We start from the raw sequence: 21,058 nt of genomic DNA, 5'->3' as shown, positions 1-21,058 counted from the left end.
GCAACCGGTCAACCAAGGTTCGCAACCGCGTCGGCGGCGGGGGGCAGGCGACGGACGGTGCCGCCGGAAGGGCGCAATTACCGCTCGAGTTGGCGCGTGCCCCCGTCATCGCGCGGCATGGGACGGGACGGAGGTGCTGGACGCTCCATGCGCTGCGGGGGCGCCTGCCGCTCGGCACGCGGCGGCGCCGGCGCCCGTTCCATGCGCTGCGGTCGCTCGGCCGAGCGCGGCATGGACGGGGAAGGGGTCACGCGCGGCGGACGATAACCACCCTCGTCCATGCGCGGTTGGCTCGGAGACGGGATGACCTGGCCAGGGCGGCCCGGGACCATGGGCTGGGATCCCCCCTCGCGCCAGCGGCCGGTCGGGTCGCGCCACGGCGGGGGACGATTGCCACCCCCGCTGGTCGGCGGAGGCGGCGGAGGCGGGTTGTGGTCGTCCGGACGCGGGGGACGGGGAGGACGCGGCGGGTAGTACGGATAGTGCGATCCGTAATAGCCGTAGTACGGATACCCGTAGTAGTTGTTGTAGCGATAGGGTCCGCCGTATCCGTAGCTGCCATACGCGCCTCCGCCGTAGTAGCCACCGTACGGATCGGAGTACTGCGTGCTCGGCCGGCCGTGGTAGTAGCCGCCCGGCGCGGTGTCGCCGACATAGTCGTAGGTCGCACAGCCTCCCAGGGTCAGGCTGGCGAAGGCGATGGTCAAAAGAGATGTGCGCTTCATGGCGGAACCCCCGTTACTCTGCCTTCGCAGGATCGGCCTGCCGCATTGAATCCGTGCTTAACCCTGCCCGTATCGGTCCAGCCACTTCCGGACGCGTTCGCTGAGGTTCATGGCGGAGCGATGCGCTAACCTTTCCGCATGCCGACGCCTCTCCTGCCCACCTTCGACGACGTCCTCGCCGCCGCCGCCCGTATCGCCCCCCACGCCCACGCCACGCCCGTCCTGCGATCGAGCGCACTCGACACGCTGGCCGGCTGCCATCTCCACTTCAAGGCGGAGCCACTGCAGCGGAGTGGCGCGTTCAAGTTCCGCGGGGCCTGCAATGCGGTCTGGGCACTGGATGACGCCACCGCCACGCGTGGCGTGGTGACGCATTCGTCGGGCAACCACGGCGCGGCCCTGGCGCTGGCGGCCCGCACCCGCAGCATCGCCTGCCACGTGGTGGTGCCGGAGGGCGCAAACGCCGCCAAGCTCGCCAACATCGCCCGCTACGGTGCGACGCTGCATCGCTGTGCAGCGACCATCGAGGCGCGCGAAGCCGCCGCCGCACGCGTGGAGGCCGAAACCGGCGCCAGCCTGATCCATCCGTACACCCATCCGCACGTCATCGCCGGCCAGGGTACCGCCGCCCTGGAACTGCTCAACGCGCAGGGTCCGCTGGATGCCCTGGTCGCGCCGGTCGGCGGAGGGGGATTGCTGTCCGGCACCGCGATCACTGCGGCGGCGACCGCGCCGGATTGCCACATCATCGGCGCCGAACCGGAAGGCGCCGCGGATACCGCCGATTCGCTGGCGGCCGGCGAGCGCCGCGTCGACTTCGTGCCCGACACCCTCTGCGACGGCCTGCGCGGCACGCTGGGTGAACCCAACTTCGCATTGCTGCGCACCTACGCGGTGGATGTCGTCACGGTGCCCGACGCCGACACGCTCGCCGCAATGCGCCTGCTGTGGCAATGCCTGAAGCTGCTCGTGGAACCCTCTTCGGCCATCGCCCTGGCAGCGATCCTGCGGCACCCCGGACGATTCGCCGGACAACGCGTGGGCGTGGTGCTGTCCGGCGGCAATGTCGACCTCGCTGCCCTGCCGTGGGAGCGCGCCGCATGACCCTGCGCAGGAAGAAAACCGGGCGCGGCTTCATCGGATGGATGTGGCGCCTGTTGTTTCTCGCGCTGGTCTGGCTGGCCGGCGTGGCCGCCTACATCGTCTGGGTAGGTCAGCGCGACGACGCCGTGCCCGCCGATGCGATCATCGTGCTCGGCGCGGCGGCCTACGACGCCAAACCGTCGCCCGTGTTCGAGGAGCGCATCCGCCACGGCATCGACCTGTACAAGCGCGGCCTGGCGCCGACACTGATCTTCACCGGTGGCTATGGCGGGACTGGCGCGCGCTTTTCCGAATCGCAGGTGGCACGCCGTTACGCGATGCGCGAGGGCGTTCCGGCGAAGGCGATCCTGATCGAATCGTTGTCGCGCAACACGCACGACAACCTGCGCCAGGCCCGCGTGTTGATGCAGCAGCACAAGCTGCACACCGTCATCATCGTCAGCGATCCGCTGCACATGGCGCGCGCATTGCGGATCAGCCGGGATCTCGGCATCCGCTCGGTCGGTTCGCCCACGCCGACCAGCCGCTTCCGCAGCTTCGCCACGCGCTGGCGCTTCCTGCTGCAGGAAGTGTATTTCTTCCATCGCGACCGGCTGCCGCGCTGATGGCGTGGCGTATGATCGAAGTGTCGCCCTCCCCACGGGATTCCGCATGAAGATCGACGGCACGCGCCGGCAGGACCGCGCCACCGAGCTCGTCCTCACCTACTACGCCGCCTTCAACCGCGGCGACTGGGAAGGCATGCTGGCCATGCTGGCCGACGACGTGGTGCACGATCTCAACCAGGGCGCACGCGAAACCGGCCGCGAGGCCTTCGCCGCCTTTCTCGGACGCATGAACGCGAGTTACCGCGAACAGCTGCGCGACATCGTGGTGCTGGTCACCCAGGACGGCCAGCATGCGGCCGCCGAATACATCGTGCATGGCGAATACCTCCACACCGACGAAGGCCTGCCGCCCGCGAACGGCCAGACCTACGTGCTGCCAGGCGGCGCGTTCTTCGACATCCGCGACGACCGCATCGCACGCGTCACCAACTACTACAACCTGCAGGACTGGATCCGGCAAGTCGGCGGTTGATTTCGTGTAGGAGGGGCTTCAGCCCCGATCATGGCCTCCTGCAACCCTGATGCCGATGGTGTAGCGGGAGAAGGCGGGGGCCACGTACCTCGCACTTCACTGCATCCTCTCCAGATCGTTCTCTATCTGAAGACGGGCGGTCGGGGCTGAAGCCCCTCCTACAGTTTTCGCCTGATCGGAATCTTCGACAGCGGCACCGTGGCGATGTCCTCGCCCTGCCCCCGGATCGGCGCACCCGGCGGCGGCGACCACGCATGCGCGTAGATGACGTCCCATGTGCTGGGCAGTTTGCCGTCGGCGCGCCGAAGCGGTTCGTACGCTGCGGCCGCCGCCGCGAAGCGTGCGCGCCCGGTGAGCGTGTGCCGGCGATGCCGCAGGGCGTTGGTCGCTCCCATCGCACGCAGCTCGCGCATCAAGGCAGGCAGGTCGTCGTAGGTCAGGGTAAAGCGGTCGCGGTCGAGCACGGGATCGCGGAAACCGGCCAGCATCAACGCATCGCCGAACTGCGCGATGGGTGGAAACGGACTGACATGCGGTGTGTCGTCGGCGTGCGCGAAGGCGTCGCGCAGTTCCTGCAGTGTCTCGGGTCCGAAGGTGGAGCACACCAGCAGGCCGCCGGGCTTCAGTACGCGGCGGAAGCCGTTGAATACGTGCGGCAGGTCGTCCACCCATTGCAGGCTCAGGTTGCAGAACAGCACGTCGGCGCTGCCATCGGCCAATGGCAACGCGCGCTGGTCGGCGCAGACGCGATGGAACGGCTTCCACCAGCCGGCCTGCTTCTTCGCCTCGCGCAACATCGGCAAGGCCATGTCCACGGCGATGACCTGCGCCTTCGGCCAGCGCTTGCGCATCGCCGCGGCCGCATGCGCGGGACCGCAGCCCACGTCCAGCACCACCTTCGGCTCGACGGCGTCCTGCCCCTGTCGCAAGGTGAAATAGTCCAGCGACTCGAGCAGCCGTTTCTCGACTTCGTGTTGCAGGGCCGCTGCCGCGTCGTAGCCGGCGGCGGAGCGCGAGAACGCGCGACGGATATGGCGCTGGTCGAAGGTCATGCCGTCCCATCCTGCGGCAGCGACCGCATGAAGCGATCGACGTCGGCGGCGACGAGGTCGGCGTGACCGAGGAACGGCGCGTGGCCACCACCGGCGATCTCGACGAAAGTGGACTCCGGCGCCATCGCGGCCGCGGCCTGCATCGCCTTCGAGGGCACCAGCAGGTCGCGACGCCCTGCCAGCCACAGGCTGGGCACGGACAACGCAGGCAGCGTCGCGCGCAAGTCCGACTGTTCGAGCAGTTGCAGGCCGGCGCGCAATGCGGACGGCGCGGGTCCGCCGCGCGCGTAGAGATCCTGCTTCAACGTGCGCAGCTCGCTGCGTGCGTGTTCGGAACCCATCGTATCCAGGGCGAGGAAGCGGTCCAGTGTGCCCCCGTAGTCGTCGCTCAGGTCGCTGCCGAACTGCGCGAACACACTGGCGAGCACCGCGTGCTGCCAGCCGTCCCCGCGCACGAAGCGCGGCGTCGCCGCCACCATCGCCAGCCCTCGCACCTGCGACGAGGTGGCAGCCGCATGCAGGGCGAACAGCCCCCCGAGCGACCATGCCAGCCAAACGGCCGGCGGTGTACTGGCCAGGACGGCGTCGACGGTCGCATCCAGCGTCAACGCGACCTCACTGCCGCGGCTGTGGCCATGCCCGGGCAGGTCGACGAGATGGAGCGTGTAGCGGTCGGACAGGCGCTTCACCAGCGGCGCGAACACGCCGCCATGCAGCGCCCAGCCGTGCAGCAGCACCAGGGACGGGCCGTTGCCGATGGTTTCGATATGCATGCCGCGTATTGTCGCCGATCCCGCGCGGTGCAGGATCGTGCGAACACCCGGCGGCTCGATCAGGCGACGGCGCCGTGCACGCGCTGCACGGCATCCCACGAGCGCGCCAGCGTGGCGACCAGGCCGTCCACCTCCTGCAGCGAATGCAGCGCCGACAGCGTCACGCGCAGCCGCGCCTTGCCATCCGGCACGGTGGGCGGACGGATGGCCGGCACCAGGTAGCCGGCGCTGTCCAGCGCAGCGGACAGCGCCATCGCGGTGGCATCGCTGCCGCACAGCACCGGCTGGATCGGCGAGTCGGACGCCATCAGCTGCAGGCCCGCACGCTGCGCGCCGTTGCGGAAGCGGTCCACCAGCGAGTGCAGCTTTTCGCGGCGCCACTGGTCGCGGCGTGCATGCTTGACCGCAACGCGCGTGGCGGCAGCCAGTGCGGGCGGCATCGCCGTGGTGTAGATGTAAGGCCGCGCGGTTTCGGCCAGATGCTGGATCAACGTGTCTTCGCCGACCACGACCGCCCCGTAGCCACCCAGCGCCTTGCCCAGCGTGACCAGTTGCAGCGGCACGTCCGCCACGCCCATGCGCGCCTCGGCCACGCTGCCGCGCCCGTCGGGGCCGCGCACGCCGACCCCATGCGCATCGTCGACGAAGAACACCGCCTGCTGCATGCGCGCGACCAGGCTGAGCGAACGCAGTGGCGCGGTGTCGCCGTCCATGCTGAAGACGCCGTCGGTGACCAGCATCGCGGCGCCTTCCGCGTGCAGCTTCAGCTGGCGCAGCGCACCTTCGGGATCGAGGTGCGGATAGCGGCGCAGCTTGGCGCCGGCGAGACGGGTCGCATCGATCAGGCTGGCGTGGTTGAGCCGGTCCTGCACGCAGACATCGCCGTCTTCCATCAGCGCCTGCTGCACGGCGAGGTTGGCGAGGTAGCCGCTGCCGAACAACAGGGCGCGCGGATAGCCCAGCCAGTCGGCGATGTCGCGCTCCAGCGCCTCGTGCGATGCGTGGTGGCCACTGACCAGATGCGATGCGCCGGCACCGGCACCCTCGCGCGCGGCGGCGTCCTGCAGGGCATTGGTGACTTCGAACTGCTGGGCGAGGCCCAGGTAGTCGTTGCTGCTGAACTCGGTCAGCCAGCGACCGTTGACTTCGACCCGTACGCCATCGCGACGCGCGACGGTGCGGCGCGTGCGTTGCCGGCCCAGTGCGATCCGTTGCTGGCGCTGGGCGAGGATGCGGTCGTGCAGGTCGGTGCGGTTCATGTCGGCGTGGCCTGGCGAAGAAGGCGCCGAGGCAGAGCGGGAAGACCGTCGACGACGACGCACCGGCCGCGTTCCCGCGCCAGCGTGCGTCGTCCGGTACTGCCCCCTGTTGCCCCGACTATGCCGCCCGGCCGCAGGACGGCTCGGGACGGGTGATGTCGGCATGCACCGTACCGCTGCCGGGGACGTCGGTTCTGTGATGGTCGTGGCTGTTTTCCACCTGTACCGCCATCGGCCGCAGGCCCAGGCGTGCGAACAGCGCCTGGTCCCGCCCGGTGTCCGGGTTGCCGGTGGTCAGCAGCTTCTCGCCGTAGAAGATCGAATTGGCGCCGGCGAGGAAGCACAGCGCCTGCAGTTCGTCGCTCATCGCCTCGCGACCGGCCGACAGCCGCACCATCGAGGCCGGCATGACGATGCGGGCGACGGCGATGGTACGGACGAACTCGAACGGATCCAGTTCGGTGGTGCCATGCAGCGGCGTGCCCGCCACCTGCACCAGCCGGTTGATCGGCACCGAATCCGGGTGCGACGGCAGGTTCGCCAGCGCCTGCAGCAGGCCGGCGCGCTGCGCACGCGATTCGCCCATGCCGACGATGCCGCCGCAGCAGGTCTTCATGCCGGCATCGCGCACGTGCGACAGCGTGTCCAGGCGATCCTGGTACTCGCGCGTCCGGATCACGTCGCCGTAGAACTCCGGCGCGGTGTCGAGGTTGTGGTTGTAGTAGTCCAGCCCGGCGTCCTTCAGCGCGTGCGCCTGCTCGCCGCTCAGCATGCCGAGCGTGGCGCAGGTCTCCAGCCCCAGCGCCTTCACGCCGCGGATCATCTCGGCGACCTTGGGGATGTCGCGGTCCTTCGGCGAGCGCCAGGCCGCGCCCATGCAGAAGCGGGACGCTCCCGCGGCCTTCGCCTGTGCGGCCTTGGCCAGCACCTGCTCGGCGTCCATCAGCTTCTGCGCGGACACCCCGGTGTCGTAGCGCTGTGCCTGCGGGCAGTACGCGCAGTCTTCCGGGCAGCCGCCGGTCTTTACCGACAGCAGCGTGGACACCTGGACCTCGGAGGGATCGAACCGCGTGCGATGCACGGAGGCCGCCCGGTGCAGCAGCTCGGGGAACGGCAGGTCGAACAGGCCCAGCAGCTCCTCGCGTTGCCAGTCGTGGCGCAGTGCCGGTACTTCAGTGGAAATGTGAGCGGACATCGCGGCCTCGCGGGAATACAGTCGGGGAAGTCTGGAAACCGGGCTTCGCCCTGTCAACCGCATGGATGCTTTGAAAGTTGACGGTTGGTGGCAGCGCGCCGCCTGCCTGCTACTCGCACCCCGATGCCTGATATGTCGCGAACGCGGGTTCAACGGCGCCGATCTTTGCGCTTCATGCACGGAACGGCTTCCATGGAATCGCACGTCCTGCCTGCGCTGCGGGATACCGCTGGCGGCGGACGGCGAGTGCGGGGCGTGCCTGGGACAACACTCGACGTTGACGCAGACCCGGGCGGTCTTCGTCTACGGGTTTCCGCTGGACCGGCTGGTGCCACGCTTCAAATTCCATCGCGACCTTGCCGCCGGGCGGCTGATGTCAGGCCTGATGGCCCAGTCGCTGGGGTCGGCGCCGCGCCCGAACGCGATCGTACCGGTGCCCCTGCACCCGCATCGCATGCGCCAGCGCGGGTACGACCAGGCGCTCGAACTCGCGCGCCCGCTGGCCACGGTGCTCGGCCTGCCGCTGCGCCAGGAGCTGCTGCAGCGCGTACGCCCCACCGCGCCCCAGTCCGAACTCGATGCCGGTCAGCGGCAACGGAATGTCGCCCGCGCCTTCGCCGTTCCATCCCACGCTAGGCCACCGGACCATGTCGCCTTGGTCGATGACGTCATGACCACGGGCGCGACCCTGCATGCCGCCGCCCGCGCGCTGCTCGACGCGGGTGCGGAACGCGTGGATGCGTGGGTCTGCGCACGCGTGCCCTGACGGCACGCGCGCATCGCATCAGGGCGCGAAACCGGTCGCGGTGACGCGGCATTGCAGCGTCAGCACGATCTGGCCGCCGGCCGGGAACGTGGCAATGGCCACGCCCGTGCCCGTCAGGCTGGCGATCGGCACCGTGGCACCGGGACATGCCGCCCCGCCGGACGCGGCGCACGCAGCCGTGGCCGAGGGATCGGCGCAGTTCAGGCCGGGGCCAGGGGTGTCGCGGATCACCGTGCCGTTGACGGCGCTGGGGCCCGGATTGTTGGTGGTCACGGTGTAGCTCACCACGCTGCCCGCGAGCGCCGTGCCAGGGTTGGCGACCTTGGTGACCACCAGATCGGTGCGGGGAATCCGCACGTTGCGGAAGATGCAGTCCAGCTGGTCGCCCGCCACCGGGGTGAATGCGAACGAGGCGGCGTTTCCGCTGGCCGTCCCTCCTCCGCTGCGCGCGTTCGTGCAGGTGTAGGTCGTGGTGTAGTCGGCGAGGTTCGCACCGCCCGCCCCGGTTTCGGAGAAGGTGTAGTTGGCGCCCGCCGTCGCCGGGCTGACGATCGCCACCTGGGTCGGCGCGGTGGTCGTACCCGTGGTGGTCACCGACGCGCCGGCGCCGGCACCCGTTCCTGCGATGGAGAGCGCGAACTGGTCCGCAGCCTGCAGGCGGCCATCGGGCAGTTCCTTGCTCAGCCGCAGGATGGGGCGCGACGTGTTGGTGATGGCGCACACGATCTGGTCGTTGGCGGCCGGGGTGACGTTCCACGTCGGCGATGCCCCGCCCGGAGTGAACGCCGTGCCATTGCGCGTGCAGGTGATCGTCGCCGTGTACGCGCCTGCGAGCGTCGATGCGCTGCCGGCCGCCATGATGTCGCGCAGGTAGTAGGTCACACCGGTGGTCACCGCAAGCGCGCCCGTGCTGGCCTGTTGGCCAACACCGGCACCCGCGGTGGTGGCTTCACGCAGCGTGCCGGCCGTGGACGTGGCGCCGATCTGCACGGTGAACTGGTCGCTCGCATCGGCGCGCGGCGCACCCAGGACCTTGTTCAGCGTGATGGTGGTGCCGTTGCCGGTGATCGAACCGTTGCAGCCGATCGAACTCGCGGCCGCCGCAGGATCGCGGAAGGCTGTCGCGGGAATGATGGCCGGCGTGGCGTTGCCCGGCACCGTCCAGCGCAGCCGCGCGTGGTTGATGCCGCCGTGGTTGAGCCAGTACATGCGTACCAGCGCGCAGCTGTTGGCGTTGGCGGCGGTGAACGTGCCCAGGCTGACGTACGTGTCCTCGTTGGCGGTCCAGTCGTTGACCGTGCCGACGGGAACGTCGTACGAGGCCGTCCGGTACGCCGTGTTGGCGTAGTCGCTGGAGAAGCCGAGTTCCACGTTGTCGTCATGCGCGATGCTGACGCTGTAGGTGCCTGCCTGCGGAAACTGGATCAACGCATACGACACGCGCCCCATCGCTTGCAGGCCGCAGGAGACGGCGCTGGTGGCCGGCGAATCCAGGTTGCAGAGGTTGTTGGCGGCCGCGCGGTAGTTGATGTCCGCCGCGGTGCCGGTGCGCACGGCATTGGCAGGGTTGGCGGCGATCGCACGCAGGGCATTCAGGCGGGTCGCGCCGGTGCCGGTGTTGTTGGCGAACGTCGGCGCGCCTGCGGGGCCGGTGTACACGGCGCCGACGCGGTCGTTGCCGCGGTAGTCCTCCCATCGCACGGTCTGCGCCGCAGCGTTGCCCAGGCATGCCGCCAACACCACGCCCACCATCCAGCGCCCGCGCCCCACTGAAAGGAACCCTGCGATTCCCGTGCCCCTGTCTTGTTTTGCCATGTCGTGCGTCACATGCAATCACGTCGAACAATTGTGAAACGTATCACGCTATGTGCGCTTTATCGAACACGCACGACGCCGCTCAGCGGGTCAGATCCAACGCCAGTCCGATGAAGATCGCCGCACCCACCCAGTTGTTGTGCAGGAAGGCGCGGAAGCACGCGTCGCGCTCCCGATGGCGCGCCATCCAGAACTGTGAAACGACCAACAGCACGGCTGCACCCACGCCCGCCCAGTAGTACACGCCCAGCCCCGCCTGACGCCCCACCAGGTACAGCGCAACGAAGACCAGGCTGTAAAGCACGCCCTGGATGACCAGATCGAGATCGCCGAACAGGATGGCGGTGGATTTGGACCCGGCGCGCAGGTCGTCTTCCCGATCCACCATGGCGTACCAGGTGTCGTAGGCGGTGGCCCACAGGATATTGGCGCCGTACAGCACCCATGCAACGGCAGGTACCTCGCTCCTCACGGAAGCGAACGCCATCGGAATGCCCCAGCCGAATGCCATGCCCAGGTACACCTGGGGCAGATAGGTGTAACGCTTGAGGTAGGGATAACTTGCGGCAAGGAACACGCCGACGACACTCAGCCAGGCAGTCAGGCGATTCAACGTCAGCACCAGCCCGAAGGCGACCAGCATCAGCACGGCGAACACGACCAGTGCCTCGCGCCCCGATACCGCGCCGGTCGCCAACGGACGTCCGCGCGTCCGCTCGACCTGCGGGTCCAGCCAGCGGTCCGCGTAGTCGTTGATCACGCAGCCCGCCGAGCGGGTCAGCCACACGCCCGCCGTGAACACGAACAGCGTCCACATCGGTGGCATGCCTTCCGCCGCCAGCCACAGCGCCCACCATGTCGGCCACAGCAGCAGCAGCACGCCGATCGGCCGGTCGCCACGCACCAGCTTCCAGTACTGGCCCAGTCGCTCACGCCAGCGTGCGGTTCCCGCCCTTTCGAAATGCTCGTATCCCATGCGGGAAAGGGTAACAGGCCCGCCACAAGGGCCAGGACTCCCCGCCGCCCGCCGCAGAGTGGGCCAGGGCACCGGTTTGCGGCTAGAATGCCCGTCCCGTGCGCTCGTAGCTCAGCCGGATAGAGTAGTGGCTTCCGAAGCCATTGGTCGGGGGTTCGAATCCCTCCGGGCGCGCCATCTTTTCCTCGACTCCACGCACACCGCGAAGCGCGATACCCTCGCGACACCGGGTCGGCGGCCGCTTCGCATCCTGCATGCGCGACGTCCCGCCCGTCACTGACCGTCGCCGATGTCCGATCTGGAAGTCCGTGCGCTGGACCTGTTCGACCAGTACGTCGAACTGGCGCCCCTGCAGCGCTCAAGCGCCCTCCAGCGACTGCAGGCGTACGAACCCGCGCTCCATGACGCACTGCTGCGGTTGCTGACGGCGGATGCCGCCGGGCATCCGCTGGAAGGCGTTGCGTTCGATGCGCTGTCTGAATCCCCGGCGGAAGACGATGCCGATCCGTCGGCCACCCGCATCGGCAATCGCCTGGGGCCATGGCGCATCGATCGCGTGATCGGATCCGGCGGCATGGGCACCGTCTACGAAGCCTGCCGCGCCGACGGCGAGTACGAGAAGCAGGTCGCGCTGAAGTGCATGCGGGCCGAGATGTCGTCGCCGCACCTGATCGATGCGTTCATGCGCGAGCGCAACCACCTCGCGCATCTCGACCACCCGAACATCGCGCCCCTGCTGGACGGCGGCATCGAAGCCGACGGCAGGCCCTGGTTCGCCATGCGCTTGGTGCACGGCACGGCGATGGATCTCTGGGCGGACCAGCAGCGCCTCACGCTGGCCGAACGCATCCGCCTGCTTCTGCAGGCGTGCGACGCGCTGCGATACGCGCATGGCCATGGCGTGCTGCACCAGGACATCAAGCCCGGCAACCTGCTGGTATCGGCCGATGGCCGGGTGCATCTGGTCGATTTCGGACTGTCTGCCGTGACCGGCAGCCTCGACGGCGCGGCGCCAGCGCGCATCGCCATCTCCAACGGGTATGCGGCGCCGGAAATCCTCCATGGCGCAGCCGCTTCCGCCGCCAGCGACATCTATTCCCTCGGCGTGATGCTGTACCAGCTGCTCGTCGGTGACTGGCCCCGTCCCCTGGTATCGCTGCACGCCGCGCTCATCGGACTGTCCAGCACGGACTCGGCACGGGCGCCCTCCACACTGGCGGCGACGGCCGCGGCCGATGTGGCCCGGGCACGCGGGTATCCGCACCCACGCCAACTGCGCAAGCGCCTCCAGGGCGATCTCGATGCGATCGCGCTGCGGGCCGTTGCCACCTCACCCGCCGACCGGTACGGCAGCGTCGAAGCACTGACCGAAGACCTGGAACACTGGCTGGCGCGTCGCCCGGTACGGGCCAGGGGCGGTCGTCGCCTTTACGTGATCCAACGTTTCCTGCAGCGGAACGCGCTGGCCAGCACGCTGGCCGGCGGCGTGCTCGTGGCGGGCGTCACCAGTGCCGGTGTGCTCGGATGGTTGCAGCTCCAGGATCGCCAGGCGCTGCGCGACACCCGCGCGGTATCCACCGTGTTCGAGCAGACCCTGGGTGTCGTGACGCTGTCGGGACTGGCCGAGGCACGCCCGTCGTCACGCCTGGTGCTCGAAAACGCCGAAACGCAGCTGCGCGCACTCTCCCTGCCGTCGAGTCCCGCCATCAAGGCCAGAGCGCTTGCCTCGCTGGCGCGCAGCTATGCAGCGCTCGGCGACTATCCGCATGCGCTCACGCTGGCCGGCGAAGCCAACCGGTTGTTGGCGAACCATGACGGGGATCCGTCGGACACCCTCGCCATGCTGGCGATGCTGCTCAACCTGCAGGCGCGCCACGCGGAGGCGCGCGACATCGCTACACAGGGTTTGCAGCGATCCGCCTCGACGCACGTCGCAGCTCCCGCCACGCTTGACCTGCTGGTCGAACTCGCACGCGCGCACTGGGCGCTATCGGAGTACGACGCTTCATTCGATACGCTGGCCTTTGCACAGGAGAGCGCCGCGGGCCTGTCTTCGCGTGCGGCACGCGACGTCCGCATCGAACTGCTCGTCCTGCGGGGAGAGTGGCACCTCCAATTGATGGATCTGGCGGGCGCGGAGCGGGACCTGCAACGCGCCGCTGCCGCAGCCCTGGGCGGGACGCCATCGCTGGAGGACAGCGTCAACGAAGCCAGACTTCGGTGGCTGCTCCTCGCGCAGCGCTACGGAGAAGCGACGGAACTGGCCGCCACCCTGTTCGACGCGCGCCGCCAGCGACTGGGGCCGGACCATCCGGACACCGCACGCAGCCTGCGCCTGCAGCTCGAGGTCGCCGAACAACGCGCCGGCACCGCCGCCGTGCCGGCTGGCGCGTTGATGGCGTCACGCCAGGCCATCGTCGCCGCCTATGGCACCCAGCATCCGGAATTCGCGCACCAGCTGTTGCTTGAAGCCCGCCTGGCCTCGCACGAAGATCCGCGCAAGGGCTTCGAGCTTGCGCAGCAGTCCGTCCAGTTGCTCGAACGCGCGCTGGGCCCGCGCCATCCCGCGACGCTGTCGGCCAAGGAAGCGCAGGCACGCGCACTGATGGCGCTCGCTGCGACTGCCACCGACGCGTGGACAAGGCGAGGTGAAGCAGCGAGCCTGCTGCAGGAAGTCATCCATGCGAACACCCAACGCCACTGGCCTTCGCCCACCGCCCGGTACTGGCTGGCGCAGGCGTTGCTGGAACGCGACACGCCGGCAGAATCCTCCTCGCCCGCCGCCCGGCATCAGGCCGAAACGCTGCTGCAGGACGCACTCGTGGAAGCCCGTCGCCACCTTGGCGCACGCCATGCCACCACGGCGATGATCCGGGAGGCGCTGGTAGGCGCCCCTTGGCACGATGCAACACAGGCCGTTTCGTCCGACGCGACGCGAACGCCCGTGGAGTGACCAGGCGCCACGTGGCGGAAGCCGACGGGCGCGTTCACGCCCGGGACGTTGTCAGTACGTACCCACGAGGTTCAGGAAGAAACCCTTGTGGTCGTAGTCGAAGTCGGTCAGGTCATCGCTGAAGTCGGTGAAGTTGTAGCCCACGCCGATGCGGAAGTTCTTGCTGAGGTCGCGATCGACGCCCACCAGGAAGCCACGCCTCGAACCTCCGTCGTCCACGTCGAGCCAGCGGTACTCCGCCAGCGCATGCCACTGCGTACGCAGGTCGTAACGCACCTGCGCCGCGCCGAACGTCGTGGCCGAATCGAGCCACGCGCCGGTACCGCGACCCAGGCGCACTTCGCCTTCGCGACGCGCCAGCTTGCCGGCGAATTCCCAGTGCTGGTCCAGCTTGTACACGCCCTCGAACGAGAGGATCTGCGACTTCTGGTCGTAGTCCGCGCCACCGACCTGACCCAGCGTGGCGAGGTCATACAGGTAGGTGTAGCGGCCGAACACACCCCAGCGCTGGTTGTCCCACGGACGGAAGGCGAAACCGACATTGCCTTCGATGAAGCGCGCACTGGCCAGCGGATCCAGCTGGTCGTCGGTATCGGCATAGTTCAATCGCGCCGCGATGCGCCAGCTGTCGTTGATCCTGTGCGTCAGGCGATTGGTGCTGACCCACTGTTCACGCTGCTCGGCGCCGTGGTCCTCACGCCATTCCAGCTTGCTCTGCCAGTCGGTATCCGGCGATGTCCGGCCACCCGAGACACTGATCGCACGGCGATCGACGTTGCCGCCGGCCGAGTTGGTCAGTTCGCCATCGGACAGCGTGAAGCCCATGTTCCAACCCTGCGCCGGATAGAAATCCATGCCGAAGGTGTGTGCGAGTCCCGATGCATCGCGCTCCTTCAGGAACTGGCTTTCGTTGTACAGGTTCACCTGGTTGGACAGGCGCCAGCGCTGGCCCAGCGTCCAGCCGTTCTGCGCGCTGCGGTTGAACAGCGAGTCGTAGTCGGTGGTGTCGGTGGAGTAGGTGTAGGCGCCGTAGATCGAGTGCTCCGCGGTCAGGCGGTGCTCGGCGTTGACCGTGGCCGCTTCACCGCGGTCGCCAGTCGTCACTTCCGCGCCGACCGACGACTGGTTGCCGTACAGATACTTGCCGCCCAGCGTCAGCGCGTTGTTGTCCGCGTACTGGCCGCCATCGTCATCCAGCGTCACCTGCCCGATGCCGTACAGCTCCAGCGTGCTGCCGAAGCGGTGCAGGTACTTCAATGCACCCAGCGTGCCGGCCGCATCGGCCGACGTGCCCTCCTGGTCGACGCGACGCACTTCGGCGCTGAAGGTGCTCGCATCGTTGACGCGCCATTCCAGTGTCGCCTGCGCCTGCGTCAGCGACTCGGCACCGCTCTCGGCACGGGTGTAGCGCGTGTACAGGCCAAGGTTCGGCGTGAACTGGCCCAGCAGTTCGGCACCGTACTCGGTCACCGGACGACCGGTGTCGTAGCGCGAGATGGAATAGCCGGCACTGGTATTGCGCCACCACGCACCCACGCTCCAGTCCTGCTCGGTCCAACCCAGTTCCTTGAAGTTGGCCCGCGCCTCCAGCGACTTGGCATCGCCCTCGCGGAACAATGCCGTGTCGTTCTGCTGGATGAAGCTGAGGCCACCGTTATCGGAGAAGAACACCGGCGCACCGAACGATTCGGTCTGCGCGTACTCGGCCTTGAGGTAGGTCCCCTTGCCCGCCTGCAACGTCAGGTCGCCGGCAGCCAGCGTATAGTCTTGGCCCGCGCGGTTTTCCTGCACATAGGTCGCACCCAGGCCGACGTGGTTGCCGAACCAGTGCTTGCCGCGGAAACCGGCCGTGACGTCATCGGCATCGAAACCCGACGGCACCCATTCGTAATCGACGATCAGACGCTGTTCGAAGCCATCCAGCGGCGTGTCGCGCGTCAGCGTGGGAGTGTTCTCGCGACTGATCTGCGCCAGCGGCCGCGTCAACAGCACACGTCCCTGCAACTCGTCGATCTCGTAATCCGTCCCGCGTTGCAGGACCACGCGGTTTTCAGTGCGGCCGGTGGTCAGGTCGCGAATCTCCAGCGTCACCACATCCGAACCTGGCAACAGGTCGGTATGCCGCAGGTAGTACAGGCTGCCACCGGTACCAATGAACTCGTTGTGGCCGGGCGCGGTCTCGGCCTGGGAGCCGAACAGGCGGAGTTCGCTGCCCGGGTCGCCCCAGCGGTTGGTCGCATTGGAGCGCCAGTTCAGCGCCGCGCCATACAGCGAGCGCTGGTACTGCGCGTATTCGGTACCGGTGATGCCGGTGCTGTAATTGCCCCACAGTGCCTGGTTCTTGTCCCAGTCGACACGCAGGTAGAAGCGGCCCATCGTGTCCACATCGCGATACGTCGTGGAGTCGTCGCCGTAGACCGGGTAGTAGAGATCAGGATCCAGCCGGCGGAACACATCCTGCGGGTCGGCTTCGGTGAAGCCGTTGAACAGGCGCTCGAGATCCCGCTGGGTGGTATCCGCCTGTGCGGTGACCAGGTACTTGCCGCGATACTTGGCCTTGCCGTAGAACGCCAGGCGGCCATCGCTGATCACGTCGTCCTGGTAGCGCGTGTCGTTGGCGAACGCCGCTCCTGAACCACTGACCTTGTTCTGTGCGATGGTGACGTCGGCCAGGCCGACCCCGAAGAAGTAGCGTCCGGTGACGTCGACGTCCAGCGTATGCGCCGTGGCCGGCGAGCCGGCGCCACGGTTCTGTCCATCGCCCACCCCGATATCGAAGCGATGCCGGCCGACAGGCACGAGGTACTCGGCGACGAACTTGCGTTCCAGGTCGACCGGATACTGCTCGCCATTGATGGTCAGCTGCGCACGCTCCGGGATGTTGCGACCCTGGATACGGATGCGCGAGCCGTACATCGGGATGTTCTGCTGGCGCAGTCCGTTCCCCGAGAACACGTCATCCAGCTGGCGCTGTGCCTGTGCCTGTTCGCTCGACAACGATGTGCCGAGGGCGCGTTCGGCGCTGTCGCGCAGCAGGTTCATGCCACGCTCGGCTTCTTCGGGCGAAACCAGCTGCAGGGTGCGCGGATAGGTTTCGTCGAAGCTGTCGCCCTCTCCGTAGGCGCGCAACACGTAGACCAGTTCATCGCCCTTGCGGAACGGATACCTGGACGGCAGCGCACCATCCCAATCCGCCTGGGTCACGCCGGCCACGTCCAGCGGCACGGTGGCGACGGGTTCGATCAAGTCGGCATCGCTGCTGCGGTACAGCGAAATCTCCAGCCGCTTGATGAAGGCCGGATAGTTGCCCCGGACATAGAACTGCACCGGCTTGGTGATGCGCTGGCCGTCGAACGCGATCATCGTCGGTGCGGACACCGACAACTCCGGCTGTCCGAGCGTAGGATCCTCCGTCGCCCAGATCACACCGCCTCCCGGCAGGTCGATGGAGAACTTGCCCATCGCGGTGGCCTTGCCGGGCTGCTCGGTCGCGATCGTCACGCGCCGATCGGGCTGCAAGGCCGGCGAGGACGACGCTTCGCTGGTGTCGTGGGTGACCGGCTTGTCGTAACTGCGGGTACGCAGGCGGAACAGCAGGCCTTCCTCGCCCTTGCACGCCTCGTCCGAACAGTCGACAGGCCTCTGCCCGTCGCCCGCAGGGTGCGCGACTGACGCCGTCGTCTGTGCGCCAGCCAGCGGCGCGGCGCCCGCGAGGAGTCCGATCAGCGTGTAGTCCAGCAGCTTCATCTTCATACGCTTCTTCATGATCCGCCCCTTCACTTGCGCACGCCGACAGGGGCTGTCGGATCGTTGCTGGATTCGACGCGAACCTTCGCGCGCACCTCCGGGCTCAGACGCTTGGCAAGGGCTTCGTAGACTGCCTTCGCACGACGCATGCCAAGGCCGGTGTTGTAGGCGTGGGAACCGCGCACGTCGGTGTGGCCGACGATCGCGATGCTGCCGCCGCCACGTTTCTCCAAGGAGGCCGCGATCTTGTCGAGCAACAGGTCGAACTCGGGGCGGATCGCCGACTTGTCGGTATCGAACAGCACAGCGCCCAACAGCGCACCGCCTTCGTCCACGCCGACGACCAGCGAACCCGGGTCGTCCACGTTGCCGCGCACGCTGACCACCAGACCCTTCGCGGCGGCCGGCTCCAGAGCCTGCAGCAGGGCAGCCTTGACCGCGTTGGCGCGGTCGAACGCCAGCGTCTCGGCATCACCGTTGGCGCTGATCACGACTTCACCGCCGCCATGCTTGCGCACCTGGGCGGCCATCGCCTCGATGACCGGCCGGTACTGCGCACGGACCTCGGCGCTGCCGGGGCCGAAGAACACGTCTCCCAGCTCCAGTTCCACCTGATCGGTGCCGCCCTCGATGACCTGCTCGGGCAGTTTCACGCCGAAGTCGAAGCGGACCGGCACACCGGGGGTGATCCGGCGCAACAGCGGGTTGTCGGTGGTGAACTCGGCACCGGCCGGCAGCGTGGACGGATCGACCTTCAGGATGAAGTTGCGACCTCGCTCCCACGCACCGCCCGACACGCCGGCCAGGTGGTAGCGGCCGTACTGGTCGGTTTCGATCAGCAAGCCTTCCACCGATGCGATGCGCACGCCGGGAATGCCGCGTTCGTCGATGCCCGCGTTGCGGATGACGTAGTCGACCACATAGCCGCCCTCGCCTTGCGCCACACGACGCTCCACGGTGGGCGCCGCAGCCGTCAGGCCCTTGGCCGCATCACCGGACTGTTCGACGCGCGTGTTGCCCGCCGCATCCATGCGCACGGTGATGCCCTGGTCGCTGGTCAGCACGAAGTCGTCGGTGAAGCTGACTTCACTGAGGCGCTGGCGGATGATCACCTCGCGCGCGTCGACCGGATCGGCCACCGACTGGTGGCCGGCGATCGTGCCCACCGCGATGCCGTGCAGCATCGGCGAACTCGCATCCGGCTCGGGTTGCGGACCGGCACCACGATCCATCGTGGTGGAGTTGGCGATGTAGGCGCCCGGCGCAAAGCCGCCCTGCACCTTCACTCCGCTCAGACCGGCGCTGTCCTGCCAACCATCGCCGTCACGGTCATTGAACACCGTACCCATCAGCAGGCTGTCATCGACCAGCGCATCCGCCGTCAGCGTCACCTCCGCCGTGGCCACGTTGGACACCGGTTCACCGGTGCTCGAACGCACCTGCGCCTGGTTGACATGCGTGCCCGGGCGGACGCCCGCACCGACGCGCATCACGTAGACCAGCGTTGCGGTTTCGCCCGCACGTACATCCACACCGTCGATCCGGATCGGATGACCGCCCGATACCGTGGCCATCCGGTCGGCGTCGCCGGCTACCAGCGAACCTTCGACGAAGCTGAAGCCCGCTGCCGGGGTGTCGATGATGCTGCCACCGACCAGGTCAGTGCTCCCCACGTTCTCCACGGTCAGGGTGTAGCGGACCAGATCGCCTACCTTGACCTCGCGCGCACCCGCCGACTTGCTGAGGCGGATTTCGGGCAGATTGACCTGGTGTTCGGTGCTGCAGCTCTGGCAGGTCGGCGGATCAGCGCTCGGATCACCGCTGCTGGCCACGACCACGTTCGACACACGACCGTTCGCCGAGGCGGCCACGGTGGCGGTGTAGGTGAAGGTATGCGTGCCCACCGCCGTACCGGCCGGCAAGGTGCAGGTCATCGTCGTGCCGTTGTACACACAGCCCGCCGGCGTCGCGCCCAGCGTGAGGCCCTGGCCGGGGGTATCGACCAGCGTCACCGCTGCGCGCGTGGCCGCCTGGCCTACCTGTACGGACAGGACGTAGGTGATCACCTGGCCCGGCTGCACAGCGGTGCCGTTGGCGGGATTCGCGCTCTTGTTCACCAGGAACGTCGGCGATGCCACCGGGGTTTCAACATCGCAATCGCTGGCACAGACCGGATTGTCGTCGCTGCTGCCGACCACACTGTTGCGGACGATGCCCGACGCCTGCGCGTTGACCGTGGCGGTGTAGCTGACCTCATAAACGCCCGGCGCCGTGCCGCTCGGCAGGGTGCAAACCAGCGGCTGGGTGCGCGTGCAGGTGTACGCGCCGCCACTGGTGACCGACCCGAACGTCAGGCCGCTACCCAGCGTATCGGTCAGCGTCATGACGCCAGACGTCGGCGCCGCCACAATCGTCGTGGTCAGCGTGTAGGTGATCACGTCACCCGTCGTCATCTGGGTCCGGCCCGCCGGCAACACGGCCGTCTTGCCGTAACTGATGATGGCCGGCAAGGGTTCCGTCACGATCGTGGCGGTCTGGCAGGCTCCCTGACAGGTCGGGGCATCATCGCCGGTGGCGACCAAGGTGTTGCGCACGAAGCCCGAAGCGAGATCGTTGACGATGGCGGTGTAGGTCACCACGTACGTGCCCGGCACGGTGCCGGACGGCAGCGTGCAGACCAGCGGATTGCCATTGCCACAGCTGAAGGCGCCGGCCGTCACGTTGGCCAGCGTCAGGCCGGTGCCCAGCGTGTCCGTCAGCGTTACGGGAGCCGTGGTGGCCGCATCCGATACCTGGACCTGCAGCGTGTAGGTCAGCGTGTCGCCCACGGACACTTCGGTCTGGCCGACCGGCAGGATGACCGACTTGGTGTAGGTCAGCGCAGGATTATCGACTGGGGTGTCGATCGTCGTGGTGCAAGCCGGATCTGTACTGTTTGCTGGGCAGATCGAACTCGTTGCGAATGCGGTATTGCGGATGTTGCCGGCATTGGCATCGGCTTGGGTCACGGTGTAGGTGCCCACCAGCTGGCAGGTCGAACCCGGCGCCACGGACGCGCAAGTAACGCTACCCGGCGTGGTCAGTACGTCATTCACCACCACATTGGGCAAGGCGATACCACCGGTGTTGGTCAGGGTGACCGTGTACGTCAACACATCGCCAACGCTCACCGAGCCGCTGTTGTCCGCGTCGGCGTTCCCGGTCAGGGCCTTGAAAAGACTCTGGGCCGGAGTGACGTCCGTGATCGTGCCCGTCGCGGTCGAGGTGCCCACCGTGTAACCGGTGCCCGCGGCGATCGCCGGGATCACCGTCTCGTCGCCTTCCACGATCGTGTCGGTCAGCGTCGGCACCGTCAGGTCCGCCGTCGTCGCACCGGCCGGGATCACCACCGTCGCCACATTGGTGTAGTCAACGCCGTTGGTCGCCGTGCCCGTGTAGGTCACGGTCACCGTGGTGTCCGTCGTCGAGGTGCCACCGGTCATCGTCACCGGGAACACCAGGTTGCCGCCTTCGTTGATCGTCGGCGTGCCGCTGATGTTCACCGTCAGCGTCGGCGCCACGTCCGTGATCGTGCCCGTCGCGGTCGAGGTGCCCACCGTGTAACCGGTGCCCG

At 68.0% G+C, this 21,058-nt stretch carries 14 protein-coding genes and 1 tRNA gene; 6 read left to right on the top strand and 9 right to left on the bottom strand.

The genetic code is table 11. From position 1 onward, the window contains the following. Positions 1–77 precede the first annotated feature (77 nt). A complete protein-coding gene (locus tag V7060_RS13070; RefSeq protein ID WP_334179687.1) occupies positions 78–725 on the bottom strand; it encodes a hypothetical protein in 648 nt (215 codons plus the stop codon). 138 nt (positions 726–863) lie between these two features. On the opposite strand from V7060_RS13070, the gene V7060_RS13065 reads away from it, so the two are divergent. From V7060_RS13065 to V7060_RS13055, 3 genes are read left to right on the top strand one after another with little or no spacing between them, the layout of a single operon-like run. Then, the gene (locus V7060_RS13065) at positions 864–1,829 is read left to right on the top strand and encodes a pyridoxal-phosphate dependent enzyme (RefSeq protein ID WP_334179686.1); all 966 of its coding nucleotides are present in this window, start codon (positions 864–866) and stop codon (positions 1,827–1,829) included. Next, on the top strand, positions 1,826–2,434 hold the full coding sequence (locus V7060_RS13060) for a YdcF family protein (RefSeq protein WP_334179685.1): 609 nt from the start codon (positions 1,826–1,828) through the stop codon (positions 2,432–2,434). Before V7060_RS13065 ends, V7060_RS13060 begins: the two co-directional genes overlap by 4 nt. 46 nt (positions 2,435–2,480) lie before the next feature. Continuing rightward, positions 2,481–2,909: a ketosteroid isomerase-related protein gene (locus V7060_RS13055; protein WP_334179684.1), complete on the top strand. Its 429-nt coding sequence runs from the start codon at positions 2,481–2,483 to the stop codon at positions 2,907–2,909. A 158-nt stretch (positions 2,910–3,067) separates the two neighbouring features. Here the strand turns inward: V7060_RS13055 and bioC are convergent, their stop codons facing one another. The 4 genes from bioC to bioB form a co-directional block, all read right to left on the bottom strand. Beyond that, entirely contained in the window at positions 3,068–3,961 is an 894-nt protein-coding gene (bioC, locus tag V7060_RS13050) for a malonyl-ACP O-methyltransferase BioC (RefSeq protein ID WP_334179683.1), read from the bottom strand. After that, positions 3,958–4,734: a pimeloyl-ACP methyl ester esterase BioH gene (bioH, locus tag V7060_RS13045; protein ID WP_334179682.1), complete on the bottom strand. Its 777-nt coding sequence runs from the start codon at positions 4,732–4,734 to the stop codon at positions 3,958–3,960. Before bioH ends, bioC begins: the two co-directional genes overlap by 4 nt. Positions 4,735–4,793: 59 nt before the next feature. After that, positions 4,794–5,993, bottom strand: coding sequence for an 8-amino-7-oxononanoate synthase (bioF, locus tag V7060_RS13040; protein WP_334179681.1), 1,200 nt, complete (start codon positions 5,991–5,993; stop codon positions 4,794–4,796). Between the two features lie 118 nt (positions 5,994–6,111). Next, the gene (gene bioB / locus V7060_RS13035) at positions 6,112–7,188 is read right to left on the bottom strand and encodes a biotin synthase BioB (RefSeq protein WP_334179680.1); all 1,077 of its coding nucleotides are present in this window, start codon (positions 7,186–7,188) and stop codon (positions 6,112–6,114) included. Between the two features lie 61 nt (positions 7,189–7,249). Between bioB and V7060_RS13030 the strand changes: the two genes are divergently transcribed. Further along, on the top strand, positions 7,250–7,954 hold the full coding sequence (locus V7060_RS13030) for a ComF family protein (protein WP_334179679.1): 705 nt from the start codon (positions 7,250–7,252) through the stop codon (positions 7,952–7,954). 18 nt (positions 7,955–7,972) lie between these two features. On the opposite strand, the gene V7060_RS13025 is transcribed toward V7060_RS13030, so the two are convergent. Both V7060_RS13025 and ubiA read right to left on the bottom strand, forming a co-directional pair. Continuing rightward, the gene (locus V7060_RS13025; protein WP_334179678.1) at positions 7,973–9,697 is read right to left on the bottom strand and encodes a hypothetical protein; all 1,725 of its coding nucleotides are present in this window, start codon (positions 9,695–9,697) and stop codon (positions 7,973–7,975) included. A 154-nt stretch (positions 9,698–9,851) separates the two neighbouring features. Beyond that, positions 9,852–10,745 (bottom strand): 4-hydroxybenzoate octaprenyltransferase, encoded by an 894-nt coding sequence (ubiA, locus tag V7060_RS13020; protein WP_334179677.1) that lies wholly within the window; start codon positions 10,743–10,745, stop codon positions 9,852–9,854. A 100-nt stretch (positions 10,746–10,845) separates the two neighbouring features. On the opposite strand from ubiA, the gene V7060_RS13015 reads away from it, so the two are divergent. After that, positions 10,846–10,922: transfer RNA gene (locus V7060_RS13015), tRNA-Arg, on the top strand. A 112-nt stretch (positions 10,923–11,034) separates the two neighbouring features. Further along, positions 11,035–13,698, top strand: a complete 2,664-nt coding sequence (locus tag V7060_RS13010; RefSeq protein WP_334179676.1) for a serine/threonine-protein kinase — start codon at positions 11,035–11,037, stop codon at positions 13,696–13,698. Between the two features lie 51 nt (positions 13,699–13,749). Here V7060_RS13010 and V7060_RS13005 read toward each other — a convergent pair whose 3' ends face one another. Both V7060_RS13005 and V7060_RS13000 read right to left on the bottom strand, forming a co-directional pair. Next, the gene (locus tag V7060_RS13005) at positions 13,750–17,463 is read right to left on the bottom strand and encodes a hypothetical protein (RefSeq protein WP_334179675.1); all 3,714 of its coding nucleotides are present in this window, start codon (positions 17,461–17,463) and stop codon (positions 13,750–13,752) included. A gap of 11 nt (positions 17,464–17,474) precedes the next feature. Then, positions 17,475–21,058: OmpA family protein (locus V7060_RS13000; RefSeq protein ID WP_334179674.1), on the bottom strand; the 3,584-nt coding region annotated here is incomplete at its 5' end.

The sequence above is a fragment of the Pseudoxanthomonas sp. genome, assembly GCF_036845285.1.
GTDB lineage: Bacteria > Pseudomonadota > Gammaproteobacteria > Xanthomonadales > Xanthomonadaceae > Pseudoxanthomonas_A.
The sequence above is the reverse complement of the archived record's forward strand: the minus strand, read 5'-3'. Positions and strand labels throughout refer to the sequence as shown.